Origin of the sequence: Xanthomonas sp. NCPPB 1067 (genome assembly GCF_020783795.1) — a bacterium.
In the GTDB taxonomy this organism is placed as follows: Bacteria; Pseudomonadota; Gammaproteobacteria; order Xanthomonadales; family Xanthomonadaceae; genus Xanthomonas; species Xanthomonas melonis.
In genome coordinates this window covers 26,131-38,988 of record NZ_JAJGQG010000022.1, presented here as the reverse complement: position 1 = coordinate 38,988, position 12,858 = coordinate 26,131, and the positions used below count along the sequence as shown (strand labels likewise).

13 protein-coding genes and 2 tRNA genes are annotated in these 12,858 nt (G+C 66.0%); 6 read left to right on the top strand and 9 right to left on the bottom strand.

Translation table 11 applies throughout. The features are described from left to right. The first annotated feature begins 75 nt into the window (after positions 1-75). The 3 genes from csrA to LL962_RS15480 all read left to right on the top strand — a co-directional run bounded on the left by csrA (position 76) and on the right by LL962_RS15480 (position 3,233). The gene (csrA, locus tag LL962_RS15490) at positions 76-288 is read left to right on the top strand and encodes a carbon storage regulator CsrA (RefSeq protein ID WP_003481884.1); all 213 of its coding nucleotides are present in this window, start codon (positions 76-78) and stop codon (positions 286-288) included. 83 nt (positions 289-371) lie between these two features. Then, positions 372-464, top strand: a tRNA-Ser gene (locus LL962_RS15485). Positions 465-1,286: 822 nt separating this feature from the next. Beyond that, positions 1,287-3,233: a methyl-accepting chemotaxis protein gene (locus LL962_RS15480; protein WP_228317566.1), complete on the top strand. Its 1,947-nt coding sequence runs from the start codon at positions 1,287-1,289 to the stop codon at positions 3,231-3,233. A 264-nt stretch (positions 3,234-3,497) separates the two neighbouring features. Here the strand turns inward: LL962_RS15480 and LL962_RS15475 are convergent, their stop codons facing one another. Next, positions 3,498-4,199 carry a pirin family protein gene (locus LL962_RS15475; RefSeq protein ID WP_104588327.1) on the bottom strand — a complete coding sequence of 234 codons (702 nt, stop codon included), beginning with the start codon at positions 4,197-4,199 and terminating at the stop codon, positions 3,498-3,500. A gap of 138 nt (positions 4,200-4,337) precedes the next feature. Here LL962_RS15475 and LL962_RS15470 point away from each other — a divergent pair, with 138 nt between their 5' ends. Together LL962_RS15470 and LL962_RS15465 are read left to right on the top strand one after the other, a co-directional pair. Next, positions 4,338-5,270: a LysR family transcriptional regulator gene (locus LL962_RS15470; protein ID WP_228317547.1), complete on the top strand. Its 933-nt coding sequence runs from the start codon at positions 4,338-4,340 to the stop codon at positions 5,268-5,270. Positions 5,271-5,326: 56 nt separating this feature from the next. Continuing rightward, complete coding sequence (locus LL962_RS15465) at positions 5,327-6,319, top strand: DedA family protein/thiosulfate sulfurtransferase GlpE (RefSeq protein WP_228317546.1); 993 nt, start codon at positions 5,327-5,329, stop codon at positions 6,317-6,319. Between the two features lie 161 nt (positions 6,320-6,480). On the opposite strand, the gene LL962_RS15460 is transcribed toward LL962_RS15465, so the two are convergent. The 8 genes from LL962_RS15460 to LL962_RS15425 form a co-directional block, all read right to left on the bottom strand. Beyond that, positions 6,481-6,557: transfer RNA gene (locus LL962_RS15460), tRNA-Arg, on the bottom strand. 40 nt (positions 6,558-6,597) lie between these two features. Beyond that, positions 6,598-7,479, bottom strand: coding sequence for an alpha/beta hydrolase family protein (locus tag LL962_RS15455; protein ID WP_228317545.1), 882 nt, complete (start codon positions 7,477-7,479; stop codon positions 6,598-6,600). Next, positions 7,476-8,285 carry a bifunctional hydroxymethylpyrimidine kinase/phosphomethylpyrimidine kinase gene (thiD, locus tag LL962_RS15450; protein ID WP_228317544.1) on the bottom strand — a complete coding sequence of 270 codons (810 nt, stop codon included), beginning with the start codon at positions 8,283-8,285 and terminating at the stop codon, positions 7,476-7,478. Before thiD ends, LL962_RS15455 begins: the two co-directional genes overlap by 4 nt. An 81-nt stretch (positions 8,286-8,366) precedes the next feature. Further along, entirely contained in the window at positions 8,367-8,849 is a 483-nt protein-coding gene (locus tag LL962_RS15445; protein WP_104588332.1) for a hypothetical protein, read from the bottom strand. Further along, a complete protein-coding gene (locus tag LL962_RS15440; protein WP_228317543.1) occupies positions 8,849-10,246 on the bottom strand; it encodes a PhoH family protein in 1,398 nt (465 codons plus the stop codon). Before LL962_RS15440 ends, LL962_RS15445 begins: the two co-directional genes overlap by 1 nt. A gap of 82 nt (positions 10,247-10,328) precedes the next feature. Continuing rightward, positions 10,329-10,811 carry a peroxiredoxin gene (locus LL962_RS15435; RefSeq protein ID WP_104588334.1) on the bottom strand — a complete coding sequence of 161 codons (483 nt, stop codon included), beginning with the start codon at positions 10,809-10,811 and terminating at the stop codon, positions 10,329-10,331. A gap of 39 nt (positions 10,812-10,850) precedes the next feature. Continuing rightward, entirely contained in the window at positions 10,851-11,201 is a 351-nt protein-coding gene (locus LL962_RS15430) for a ribonuclease E inhibitor RraB (protein ID WP_167395401.1), read from the bottom strand. A 14-nt stretch (positions 11,202-11,215) separates the two neighbouring features. Further along, entirely contained in the window at positions 11,216-11,842 is a 627-nt protein-coding gene (locus LL962_RS15425; protein ID WP_011036914.1) for a glycine cleavage system protein R, read from the bottom strand. Positions 11,843-11,934: 92 nt separating this feature from the next. Between LL962_RS15425 and dapA the strand changes: the two genes are divergently transcribed. Next, on the top strand, positions 11,935-12,843 hold the full coding sequence (dapA, locus tag LL962_RS15420; RefSeq protein ID WP_228317542.1) for a 4-hydroxy-tetrahydrodipicolinate synthase: 909 nt from the start codon (positions 11,935-11,937) through the stop codon (positions 12,841-12,843). Positions 12,844-12,858: the final 15 nt, after the last annotated feature.

Here is a 12,858-nt window from a genome sequence, read left to right as displayed (position 1 = left end):
CTTACGTAGGGCGCGTCTCACTCGGGAGGCCGTCGATGCTGGTGGGAAAACCACCGGTTCCAGGAGATTTGCAAAATGTTGATCCTCACTCGCCGGGTAGGCGAAACCCTGATGATCGGCGACTCGGTCACGGTTACCGTGCTCGGTGTCAAGGGTAATCAGGTGCGTATTGGTATCACCGCACCGAAGGATGTGGCTGTGCATCGCGAAGAAATCTATCAGCGTATCCAGCGTGGGGACGAGCCGGTCGCTTCCGGCGCGCATCACGGAGACGATTCTTCGAATTGATCGCGATAAAGGGTTTACCTTAGCCCCTCTTACCCGGTATTCTTCGCGGCCTGCCACGGATGTCGCGGCAGATCGAGAAAACTGGAGCGATGCCCGAGTGGCTGAAGGGGCTCCCCTGCTAAGGGAGTATAGGGTCAAAAGCTCTATCGAGGGTTCGAATCCCTCTCGCTCCGCCAGTATCTGAAACGCCTGCAAACCGCTGATTTGCAGGCGTTTTTATTTGTGCGATGGGGCCACGGGAGTGCGCGCGTTTTCGCGCTGGCGGTGTGGGACCTGGTGCGCACGGCACTGCGCGACAACGTGGTGTTGGTTTGTAGTGCGAGCTCGGCCGATGAACCGATCCAGCCACAGCTGCTCCGATGGGTTCGCCGTACACGCCGCCGCGTCCCGGCGACGTTTCCTCCACATCGACGCGCGTCCGCGGCGTCGATCATCGATCCGGATGTTGGCATCCGACGATCAGGCATACGCCGCGACGGTGGCGTCGGCGAATGGACGGCGCGCCGGGCTCAATCGCGTTACTGAAGCAGACCTGCTGCTGACGCGGGCTTGCCTGGGGTGCGGTCCTGCGCGCAGCAGGCCGCAGTGGCATTGCGAGCGATGCCGGCGGCTTGCCAGTCGAGCGCACCGGCTTGCTGGCGAGCACTGCGGCGTCTTGCTGTCGGTCGCGCATCGCAGATTGGCGCGCGCAAGCGGGCCGGTGCGGACGAGAAACGCGCGATCGCTCGCCTGGGTCGGGTCGTTGTGACGCGATCGATTCGGTGTGTCGGCATCACGTAAGTCCGCATGCAGGTACCAGCTGCAGGAGCCTTTTGACGCAGCCCGGAATCTCGGTGCGCATTTGGCTGGGAACGCACACATGCAGAAGACTGCGCCAGTCGCAGTGACGGAGGCCGGCGGTATGCGTCGGAGGTCAAGTCGGGCGTCCATGCGCCGCTAATGACGTCGACCCTCTCCCGGATTTCGACGTGATGCGCCTATCGCCGCTGTTTGAACGCCTGTTCTCTTTCTGGAGCCGCGCGCTGCAGCACAAGGCCAATGCAGTGGACCGGGTGATGGCGGTGATCGAGTTCGATCTGGATGGCCGCATCCTGGATGCGAACCAGAACTTCCTGTCGCTGATGGGATATCGGCTGGACGAAGTGGTTGGCCAGCATCACCGCATGTTCGTTACCACGAGCGACCGCGACAGCGAGAGCTATCGCCAGTTCTGGGACGCATTGCGTCGCGGCGACTTCAATGCGGGGCGTTTCTGCCGGCTGGACAAGCACGGGCGCGAGGTCTGGATCAACGCGTCCTACAATCCCTTGCTCGATCGCGCCGGCAAGGCCTATCGCGTGGTGAAGTACGCCACCGACATCACCCAACAGGTACGTCAGACCGCCGACTTCGAAGGGCGGATCGAGGCGATCGACAAGGTGATGGCTGTCATCGAGTTCTCGCTCGATGGCACGATACTCGATGCCAACCAGAATTTTCTGCAGGTGATGGGCTATCGGCTCGATGAGATCCTCGGCAGGCATCACGGCATGTTCGTGGATGCGGCCACACGCCAGTCCGCCGCCTATCGCGCGTTCTGGGATTCTCTGGGGCGCGGCGCATTCGATGCCGGTCGCTACCGACGCATCGGCAAGGACGGGCGGGAGGTCTGGATCCAGGCGTCCTACAATCCTGTCCTGGATGAGCACGGGCGCCCCTACAAGGTGGTGAAGTACGCCACCGACGTGACCCGGCAGGTCGTCGATTCGGCCGATGCGGATGGCCGCATCCAGGCCATCGACAAGGTCATGGGAGTGATCGAGTTCGATCTGGATGGGCACGTGCTGAGCGCCAATGAAAACTTCCTGGCGATCCTGGGTTACACGCCGGAGGAGGCTATCGGTCGGCATCACGGAACCTTCGTCGATGCCGCCTACCGTGCGTCCGAGGATTACCGCCATTTCTGGGCAAAGCTGGCGCGCGGTCAGTTCGATGCGGGGCGTTATCGCCGGCTGCGCAAGGATGGCACTGCGGTGTGGATCCAGGCCTCGTACAACCCGATCCTTGACGTGTCGGGCCGGCCGTACAAGGTGGTCAAGTACGCTACCGATGTCACCGACCAGGTGCGCTCGGCCGAGCGCATGCACGCGCTGGTGCGACAGACCATGAGCATCGCGCAGAACGTGCAGCGCGAGTCGCACCATATCTCCGCCAGCAACCAGGAACTGGTCAGCCGCGCGTCCACCCAGTCCAGCGCGGTGGCGCGGACGTCGAACACGATCGATCAACTGGCGGCGACGGTGCGGTTCAATTCCGAGCATGCGGGATCGGCGCGTCAGATGGCCGAAGACTCGGCGGCGGTGGCGCGGCGCGGTGCCGACGTCATTGCCCAGGTCGTCAAGACCACGGCCGGCATTCGTTCGGCCACGGACCGGATCGGCCAGATCATCGAGGTCATCGATGGCATCGCGTTCCAGACCAATCTGCTGGCATTGAATGCGGCGGTGGAAGCGGCGCGCGCCGGCGAACAGGGGCGTGGCTTCGCGGTGGTGGCCACCGAAGTGCGCAATCTGGCGCAGCGCTGCAGCGTGTCGGCACGGGAAATCCGTTCGTTGATCGACAATGCGACCGATCAGGTCGGCGATGGCTCGCGTCTGGCCGAGCAGGCCGGTGTGGTGATGCAGGACATGGTGACGTCGGTGTTGCGCGTCACCGCCACCGTCGAGCAGATCGCCAGCGCCAGCCGCGAGCAGGCGCAGGACATCTCCACCGCCAATACGGCATTGCAGTCCATCGGGGTGCAGGCGCGCGACCAGGCGCAAATGGTCGATGATCTGGCGCGCTCGGCACGTGTGCTGGAGGCCGATGCGGATGCCTTGTTCGCGCTGGTCAACGGTGATGCCGACGGATCTGCACCGCAGTCCGGCATGGCCGCAGAGCGACCGGCCCGTCCGCAGGCGGCCTGACGGCAGGTAAGCAGCGTACGCGCCGCGCGTACCGGAACGCTGTGCGGGCGTGCTGTCTCCGTGGCGGCTGGCGGGCTGCCTCGGGTTGCGTCGGTGGGCGATGCGTCAGACGGGCCGATCCGCTGCAACCTGCCTGCGCCGCATTGGATGCCGGCGCCGCCGTCGCGGATCGCTGCAGAGTCGACGGAGCCGCCGCACGCATGCGAGTGCGCGGTTGTTGGCCGCGCCTCGCTTCAGCGGCAGGGTGCGGCGGCACCGGTTGCGTCATTTCGGCAGATCGAACACCAGGACTTCGGCGTCGTGGGCGTCGCCCAGTACGATCTCCGGCTCACCCATGACCTGCACCGCGTCGCCGGCCGACAGCACCTGCCCGTTGACAGTCAGGCTGCCGCGGGCCACTTGCACGTAACCGATGCGGCCCTCGGCCAAGGGCTGCCGCAGGTGTGCCGCACCGTCCAGGATCGTGGCGTACAGCCGCGCATCCTGATGAAGACGCAGCGAACCATCCTCGCCGCCGGGCGAGGCGATCAGGCGCAACTGGTTGCGCTTGCTGTCGGCGTCGAAATGCTTTTCCTCGTAGCTCGGCGCGATTCCGTTGCGTTCGGGCATCACCCAGATCTGCAGGAAGTGCACCGGCTCGCTGGCCGAGTGGTTGAATTCGCTATGCGTCACGCCGCTGCCGGCGCTCATGCGCTGCACGTCGCCATAGTGCAGGACCGAGCCGGTGCCCATGCTGTCCTTGTGCTCCAGCGCGCCGCCCAGCACGTAGGAAATGATCTCCATGTCGCGGTGGCCGTGGGTGCCGAACCCTTCGCCCGGTTGCACCTTGTCTTCGTTGATCACGCGCAGCGGACCCACCCCCATATGCCGCGGATCGTGGTAGCTGGCGAAGGAGAAGGTGTGGCGCGAGGACAGCCAGCCATGCTCGGCGCGGCCACGGGTGTCGCTCTTGCGGACGTTCAACATACTGCTTTCTCCTTGGTGGATTCGAATTTTTCGCTAGGGGTGAAATATCGAGCCCAGCGGCTTGATGCGTAGTCTCCGCTTCTGCGCCCGCAAGAAAAAGCGAGTAGATTCGAGTCTTATCATCGAAAAATTCGAACAATGAAAATCAGCCTGGAAGCGCTGCAGATCCTGGATGCGATCGACCGCCGTGGTTCCTTCGCCGCGGCCGCCAAGGTCTTGTTCAAGGTGCCCTCGACCATTTCCTACACCGTGACCAAGCTGGAGCAGGACCTGGGGGTGCAGTTGTTCGAGCGGGTAGGGCCCAAGGCCACGCCGACCCAGGCCGGTCGCGAGCTGTTGCGTGAGGGACGACACCTGCTGCGCGCGGCGCAGGAACTGGAGGTGCGGGTGCGGCGGGTGGCCTCCGGCTGGGAGTCGGACTTCGCGATCGGGCTGGATGCGGTGCTGCCCGTGGCGCTGTTGCAGGCGCAGATCCTGCAGTTCTATACCGTGGCTGACAGCACGCGCCTGCGCGTGCTGAGCGAGTCGCTGTCCGGCTGCTGGGAAGCCTTGCTGGATCGACGGGTGGATCTGATCGTCGCCGCGGGCGAGGGACCCAGTGGCGGTGGCTATGTCGCTGAACCGATCGGCAGCCTGCGCTTCGTCTTCGCGGTCGCTGCCACGCATCCGCTGGCGCATGTGCAGCAGCCCGGAGCGGCCGAACTGGCCGATCATCGTGCGATCGTGGTGGCGGATTCGGCGCGACGTCTGCTGCCGCGTACGGTGGGAGTGTTGTCCGGGCGCGACGTGCTGACCGTTCCCGACATGCAGACCAAGCTGCTGCTGCAACTGGCCGGGGTCGGCTACGGTTTCCTGCCCGAGCCGTATGCGCGTGCGGCACTGCAGGACGGTCGCCTGCAGGAAGTGGCGGTGGACGCGCGCAAAGCCGACGAAACCTTCTCTCTGGCCTGGCGGCCCGGCGAAGAGGGTGAGGCCTTGCGCTGGTGGCGGCACGCGCTGCGCGGCGACGGCTTGTTCGACCACTGGTTGCGCTCGCTTGCGGAAACGTATCGTTCCGTCGCCGTCGGGTAGTCGGGCATCGGCAGCGGCGCGGATAATGATCGCTTGCCGTCGCGCAGGGCCCCCGCATGCAAGGCTTGATCGAACAGTACGGATTGGCGCTGGTCTTCGCCAACGTACTGGCATTGTCGCTCGGGCTGCCGGTGCCGGCACTGCCGACCCTGGTGCTGGTGGGCGCCGGCTACGCGTTGGCGGGCGGGAGCGATGCCTGGCTGGCCGGCCTGGTGGCGCTGGGCGTGTCGGTATTGGCGAGCCTGCTGGGCGATCTGGCCTGGTATCTGGCTGGGCGGCGCTTCGGCAACCGTACCTTGCAGTCGCTCTGCCGGCTGTCGTTGTCGCGCGATACCTGCATGAAGAAGACCGAGCGGTTCTTCTCGCGCTGGGGCGTGCGCGTGCTGGCGGTCGCGAAGTTCGTGCCTGGCCTGTCGATGGTCTCGGTGCCGATGGCTGGCGCCAGCCAGGTGCGACTCTGGGCATTCCTGCGCTACGACGCGTTCGGTGCTGCGCTCTGGGCGATGGTTGGCCTGGGGCTGGGAGCGGTGTTCGCCGATCAGGTGCAGGACGTGCTGGTCTTCCTGTCCGAGCTGGGTTCCGGTGCGGTGGTGGTGCTGGCGGTGCTGCTGGCCTGCTATGTCGGCTGGCGCTGGTGGCGGCGGCATGCCTTGCTGCGGTCATTGGAACAGGCGCGCATTGCGGTGGACGAGTTGCTGCCGTTGCTGGAAGGCGATGAGCCGCAGCGCCCCACGGTGCTGGACATTCGTGCGCCCGGGTATCGCGAGTTGCAGCCGTACACGATCCCCGGCGCCATGTTCGCCGATGAGCGGCAGCTGGCGCAGATCCTTGCCAGCGTGCCGCGCGAACGTGCCGTGGTGATCTACTGTGCGTGCCCCGGCGAAGTGTCTGCCGCCTGGCTGGCCGGACGCATGCGCGCGCGGGGCTATCGCGATGTGCGGCCGTTGCGGGGTGGGCTGGATGCGTGGCATGACGCCGGCTATCCGGTGACGTCGTTGCTGCCGGTCGTGGTGGCCGCGGACGCAGACGCGCGAGGTGCAACGGTGTGATCGCTGGTGTGTGCATGCATGCGAGCTGCGCAGCGATCGTCGGCTGACATGTGCGCGATCGGTGCCGGTGCTGCGATCGGCAGCGGCGATCGGCATCGATGCATCGGAGCCATGGCGACAGGCAAAAAAAAGACCAGCAAGCTGGTCGTTTTCTTCAAGATTGGTGCGCCCGGAGAGATTCGAACTCCCGACCGCCTGGTTCGTAGCCAGGTACTCTATCCAACTGAGCTACGGGCGCCTCGTCAGGAGCGGAATTATGCGGATGCCCGCACGGGTCGTCAATCCCTTTGTGAAATCCGCCAGCGGTCGGCCGCCTTGCCGCAGGCGTCTCCAAACACGGCGGCTACGGCGGCCGGTGTCTTCATCCAGGCGAAATGATCGCTGCGTACGCCCAGCTGCGCATCGTCCAGTTGCCGTACGTGGGCATGTGCCTGCGGCATCTTGCGCAGCAAAGCATGCAACGCCGCAGGCGGGCCGAAGCGGTCGCGCGCAAACGTCACAGCAGTGACCGGCAGCGTAAGCGCGCCAAGCGCGCGTTCCAGATCCCATGCGGTACCCGCGGCGCGATAGCGATTGCTGCGACCGACGTGTGCCCAGTCGGCGATCAGGCTGCGCGCCTCGGTGCCACCGAAGCCCAGCGACCGCCCGTGCAGCACGCCTTGCACGCGGGCCAACCAGGGCAGGGCGCGATACGCCACGGGCAGCGCATAGCGCAGGGGGCGCGGAAACTGCCGCCAGTAGGGCGAGCCGCTGGCAACCAGCCACAGGTGTGCGATGCGCATGGGCTGCAGTGCGGCATGGCAGCAGGCCAACTGTCCGCCCAGACTGTGTCCGCCGACGATGTGCGGAAGGTGTGGTGCTTCTCGCTCCAGCAGCGCATGGCTGGCGGGAATGTCGTCGTCCAACAGGCTGCGAAAGCCCCAGTCGTGGCGGCGCGATGGGCGCAGCGTGCTGCTTCCGTTGCCCCGCCATTCGTGCAGATACACCGCGATGCCGGCAGAGGCCAGTGCCGTCGCGAATGGCTGATAATGCCGTGCTGCCACGCCCAGTGCCGGTAGCCACAGCAACGCGGCGATCGGCTGTGCAGGCGCATGGCGGATCAGCTGCCAGCGATGTCCATCCGCTGCGCTCGCGCTCAGGAGCTCGCTGTGGACGCTCATGCGCCCGGCGCGGCGCCAAAATGGTCGAGTACCACCACCTCGCTATTGCCTGGGCATTGGCCGATGCGGATGGCGCGCGCCACATAGTCGATGCCGGCCTGGCAGGCATTGAGCAGCGACAGGCCTTGACACAGCTGTGCGGCGATCGCCGCCGACAGGCTGCAGCCGGTGCCGTGCGCATCCACCGGCAGGCGTGGATGCATGAACACGTCCTGGGTGACGCCATCGTCGAAACGGTCGACCACGCGTGCACCTTCGTGCAGATGGCCGCCCTTGAGCAGCACCGCCTGTGCGCCGAGATCGAGCAAGGCTGCGGTCGCATGCTCGGCCGAGCCGGCATCGGCGATACGGCGGCCGGTCAGCAGCTCGGCTTCGGGCGTGTTGGGCGTGATCAGCGTCGCCAGCGGCAGCAGGCGATGACGTAACGCCTCCAGCGCGGCGTCTTCCAGCAGCCGCGCGCCGCTGGTGGAAACCATGACCGGGTCCAGCACCACGAACGGGGGGTGATATGTCTCCAGCAGATCGGCCACGCAGTGGATGACCTCGGCGTTGGCCAGCATTCCCAGCTTGACTGCCTGGATCTCGAAATCCTCGAAACAGGCATGCACCTGCGCCTGCAGGAAGGCGATCGGCGGGATGTGCACCGCAGTGACCGCGCGGGTGTTTTGCGCGGTCAGCGCCGCGATCGCCGACAGGCCGTGCACACGATGCGCGGCGAAGGTCTTCAGGTCGGCCTGGATGCCGGCGCCGCCGCCGGAATCGGAGCCGGCGATGGTCAATGCGGACAGCGTGCTGGGCGTGGTCATGTGCCGATTCTGCACTGCCGGGGGGGCGGGGTGTGCGGCGCCGGAGCGCTGCATGTGCACCGACTCGCGACAGTGCCTGCTTCAGGGGCTGCCGTTGATGGCGATGTCCGAGAACGCACCGGTCTGCGGATCGTACAGCGCCCCCCAGAACGCGCTACCACCATCGCAGACCCGGATCGCCTCCCGGGCCGGCCTGATCGGTGGATCGTTGGGCAGCTTGAAGGCGTTGATATAGATCAGCTGCTGGCCCTGGATCACCACGCCAACGTACTGGCGATCGTATTCGCGCGGTTCGGCGATGGTCGGGGTCAGCGCGTCCTGGCGCGATTCCAGCAGTTCGATCTGCTGCTGCGTGGGCGCCCAGTAGCCGCTGATGCGCCCGGGCTGGCGTGCGGGGCTGTCGCGCGAACAGGTGTCCAGCACCTGCTCGGCGATGCCCTGGCGGGTGATGATCCACGACTGCCCGCTCTTGAGACTGGTCGGCACGCTGGACGGCGCCTGCGTGGTGGCGCAGCCGGCCAGCGCGATCGCCGCAAGCGCCGCCGCGCCGCGCATGCTGCGCATCACAACACCTCCGAGGCGAAGTCGGCCAGGCGCGAGCGCTCGCCGCGGCGCAGCGTGATGTGCGCGCTGTGCGGCCAGGCCTTGAAGCGGTCCACCGCGTAGGTCAGGCCCGAGGTGGTTTCGGTGAGGTAGGGCGTGTCGATCTGCTCGACATTGCCCAGGCACACGATCTTGGTGCCAGGACCTGCACGGGTGATCAGCGTCTTCATCTGCTTGGGAGTGAGGTTCTGCGCCTCGTCCAGGATCAGATAGCGCGACAGGAAGGTGCGCCCGCGCATGAAGTTCATCGAGCGGATCTTGATGCGGCTGGCGAGCAGGTCGTTGGTGGCCGCACGGCCCCACGAGCCGCCTTCCTGGTTGTGCGTGAGCACTTCCAGGTTGTCGGTCAGCGCGCCCATCCATGGCGTCATCTTTTCTTCCTCGGTACCGGGCAGGAAGCCGATGTCCTCGCCCACGCTGACGGTGGCGCGGGTCATGATGATCTCGCGATAGCGCTGCTGGTCCAGGGTCTGCGCCAGGCCGGCGGCCAGTGCGAGCAGGGTCTTGCCGGTGCCGGCGGTGCCGAGCAGGGTGACGAAGTCGATCTCCGGATCCATCAAGGCGTTGAGCGCGAAATTCTGCTCGCGATTGCGCGCGGCGATGCCCCAGACCGCGTGCTGGGCGGTTCGGAAGTCGTCGACCAGGCACAGCGTCGCCTTGCCGCCGCCGACGCGCGCCACGCGCAGTTCGACCTCGTCCTCGCCCGGCAGGTACAGATACTGATTGGGGTGCCAGTCCTCGTCGGCGGCCAGGACGATCTCGTAATGGGTGCGGCCGCGTTCGTTCCAGCTGCGCAGGTCCTGGTTGTGCTTCTGCCAGAAGTCCTCCGGCAGTTCGATCGCACCGGTGAACAGCAGGCTGAAGTCGTCCAGCGCGCGGTCGTTCTGATAATCCTCCGCGACCAGGCCGCTGATGTAGGCCTTGATGCGCAGGTTGATGTCCTTGGACACCAGGATGACCGGAACCTCGGGGTTTTCTTCGCGCAGCGCCAGCACCGAGGCCAGGATCTTGTTGTCCGGCAGCATCGCGCCGAAGGTGCGGCCCGGGTCGATCGGGTGGATCTGGAAATACAGCCGGCCGATCGCGCTCTGGCCCTTGAGCTGGATGCCCTGCGGATGGCTCAGCAGGATGCCGGCCTGGATCTGCTCGGCATCGGTGTTCTCCAGCAGCTCGTCCAGGAAGCGGCTGACCTGGCGCGCGTTGCGGCTGACTTCGGAGGTGCCCTTCTTGGCGTTGTCGAGCTCCTCGATCACCTGCATCGGCAGGAACACGTCGTGTTCCTCGAACTTGAACAGCGCGGTGGGATCGTGCATCAGCACGTTGGTGTCCAGCACGTAGATGCGCTTGCCTCGGGTCATTGGGTCTTCCAGGTGATGGGGCAGGGGCGAGCCATCGCGCCTGCCGGGGCAGGGCGATGGAGAGCGCGGGAAACGAGGGATGTCACTGTTTGGCGTGCGCCTTCAACGCGGCCAGCACGGCATCGGCATGGCCGGCCACCTTGACCTTGCGCCATTCCTGCACGATGCGTCCCTCGGGCGACAGCAGAAAGGTGCTGCGCTCGATGCCGAGCACCTGCTTGCCGTACATGTTCTTTTGCTTGATCACGTCGAAGGCGCGGCATAGCGCTTCATCGCCGTCGCTGATCAACGGGAAGGCGAACCCCTGCTTGGCGCAGAAGTTGTCGTGCGATTTCACCGAGTCGCGCGAGACGCCCAGCACCGCAGCGCCGGCCTGTTTGAACTGCGGCAGCAGCGCGTTGAAGTCCAGGCCTTCGGTGGTGCAGCCGGGGGTGCTGTCCTTCGGGTAGAAGTACAGCACCAGCCACTGGCCGGCGTAGCTGCGCAAGTTGGCCTGGGTGCCACCGGACAAGGCCAGCGGCAGGTCCAGGGTTGCGGCGGAAAGTTCGGTTGCGGCGTCGGTCATGGTTGCTCGGCCTGAAGGAGGGGGCAGGTCGGTGGCCGGTCAGGCCGGCCCGACGTCCATCCCATCGTAAGCGGCCACGTGGAAGCGTCTGGCGAGCGCGTCGAACTCCGCGTTGCGCTGATCCAGCGACTCCAGCGTGTGATGCTCGACCTTATCCACGTGCAGGAAGTACGACTCTTCGTCGTCGCCATCGTCTTCGTCGCGCTCGCCGAGAAAGATGTCGATGACGCGATAGCCGTCCTTGGTCAACTGTTCGGCCAGCTGCTGCAAGGGCTGCTGCGCCGGATCGGCGAAGAAGTATTCCCAGCGCAGCGCGCCGTCCAGATTCCAGTCGGTCTCCGAGCGGATGTGCTCGAACATCTGTTTCAGCGCGGACATCGCGATGGCCATGGAGAACTCCTGCCTCAGAACTTCATCGGGTCCATGATCGCGTCGAGATTGAGGTGATCACAGAATTCCAGGAAATCGTCGCGCAAGGCGGCGATGTGCATGTTGGCCGGCACGCCGATGGTCACCTGCGCCGAAAACATCTCCGCGCCGGTCTGCATGGCGCGGTAGCGGGTGCTCTGCAGGTTTTCGATGGTGATGCCCTGGCGGTCGAAGAAATCGGCCAGCTGGAACAGGATGCCGGGCTTGTCGGCGGCGATCACCTCGACGATGTACGGCAACAGATTGGACTGCGCCTGCTTGGGGCCGGTGCGATACCACACCAGCTTCAGGCCTTCCTCGCGTTCGAGCCGGGTCAGCATGGCTTCCAGTTTGGCCACCGAATCCCAGGAGCCGGTGGCCAGCGCAGTGACCGAGACATCGCGCCCCACGGTGGCCAGGCGGGCATCCACGAGATTGCAGCCGCTGTCGGCGATGCGGCGGGTGACGGGCAGCAGGGGGGACTCCGGATGCGTCGTGTAGGCGTTGATCAGGAGGTGGTTTTCGGTCGGCGAAGGCCGGGGAGTCGAGTCGGTCAAAGGGGCTTCCGGCATTGCATCAGGCTGAATGGCCGCCCGGGCAGGCGCCCTGGCGGTGACCAGCATACTTGCCCGTGCTTTCGCGCCGCAAGTAACATGCGGGTGGTCTCGACCCGCGCCCGCGCGGGCCTTCCCTGTCACGTAAGAGCAGCAGAATCTTGTCCCTTTCCGGCATCATCACCGCGCTGGCGACCCCGTTCGGTCCCGACGGCGCACTCGACCTGGATGCCTGGCGGCGGCTGCTGGAGCAGCAGCTGCACGGCGGTGTGCAGGGCATCGTGGTTGCCGGTTCCACCGGCGAAGCCGCCGCACTGAGCGACGACGAATACGACGCGTTGTTGCGTGCGGCCGTGGCGCAGGTGGCCGGACGCGTGCCGGTGCTGGCCGGTACCGGCCTGTCCGGCACCGCCAAGACCATTGCGCAGACGCGTCGTGCTGCGGCGCTGGGCGCGCAATACGCGCTGGTGGTCACGCCGCCCTACGTGCGGCCGACCCAGGCCGGGCTGAAAGCGCATTTCCAGGCGGTCGCCGATCAGGGCGGGCTGCCGGTGGTGCTGTACAACGTGCCCGGCCGTACCGGCTGCGACCTGCTGCCGGAGACGGTGGCCGAGCTGGTCGATCACCCCAACATCGTCGGCATCAAGGAAGCACGCAGCGAGTCCGAGCGGGTGGCCGCGCTGGTCGCACTGCGCAGCGACAGTTTCGTGGTGCTCAGTGGCGACGACGGCAGCGCCGCAGAAGCGATGCTGTCCGGCGCTGCCGGGTTGATTTCGGTGGCCTCCAATGCCTTGCCGTCCGCGTATCGGCGCCTGTGCGAGCTGGCCCGCAACGGCCAGCGCGAAGCGGCCCTGGCCTGGGACGCGCGCCTGAGCGAGTACCACAGTTTCTGCGGGATCGAATCCAATCCCATTCCCGTCAAGGCGCTATTGCAGCGTGCCGGGATCGGGCACGGCCTGCGCCTGCCGCTGCTGCCACTTTCTGCGGCGCACCAGCCTGCCGCCGACCGCCTTGCCGCCGACGCCATCGCGTTGGAAGCGCTTTCCAGCCGCGAAATGCTCGCGGCCTGACCCAGGAGATCTATC

Excerpts from the sequence above, each read along its gene's own strand:
- LL962_RS15425 (WP_011036914.1), bottom strand. The coding sequence starts at position 11,842 with ATGCTGGTCACCGCCAGGGCGCCTGCCCGGGCGGCCATTCAGCCTGAT.
- LL962_RS15475 (WP_104588327.1), bottom strand. The coding sequence starts at position 4,199 with ATGTTGAACGTCCGCAAGAGCGACACCCGTGGCCGCGCCGAGCATGGC.
- thiD (WP_228317544.1), bottom strand. The coding sequence starts at position 8,285 with ATGACCACGCCCAGCACGCTGTCCGCATTGACCATCGCCGGCTCCGAT.
- LL962_RS15430 (WP_167395401.1), bottom strand. The coding sequence starts at position 11,201 with ATGGCCATCGCGATGTCCGCGCTGAAACAGATGTTCGAGCACATCCGC.
- LL962_RS15465 (WP_228317546.1), top strand. The coding sequence starts at position 5,327 with ATGCAAGGCTTGATCGAACAGTACGGATTGGCGCTGGTCTTCGCCAAC.
- LL962_RS15440 (WP_228317543.1), bottom strand. The coding sequence starts at position 10,246 with ATGACCCGAGGCAAGCGCATCTACGTGCTGGACACCAACGTGCTGATG.
- LL962_RS15435 (WP_104588334.1), bottom strand. The coding sequence starts at position 10,811 with ATGACCGACGCCGCAACCGAACTTTCCGCCGCAACCCTGGACCTGCCG.
- LL962_RS15470 (WP_228317547.1), top strand. The coding sequence starts at position 4,338 with ATGAAAATCAGCCTGGAAGCGCTGCAGATCCTGGATGCGATCGACCGC.
- csrA (WP_003481884.1), top strand. The coding sequence starts at position 76 with ATGTTGATCCTCACTCGCCGGGTAGGCGAAACCCTGATGATCGGCGAC.
- LL962_RS15445 (WP_104588332.1), bottom strand. The coding sequence starts at position 8,849 with ATGCGCAGCATGCGCGGCGCGGCGGCGCTTGCGGCGATCGCGCTGGCC.
- LL962_RS15455 (WP_228317545.1), bottom strand. The coding sequence starts at position 7,479 with ATGAGCGTCCACAGCGAGCTCCTGAGCGCGAGCGCAGCGGATGGACAT.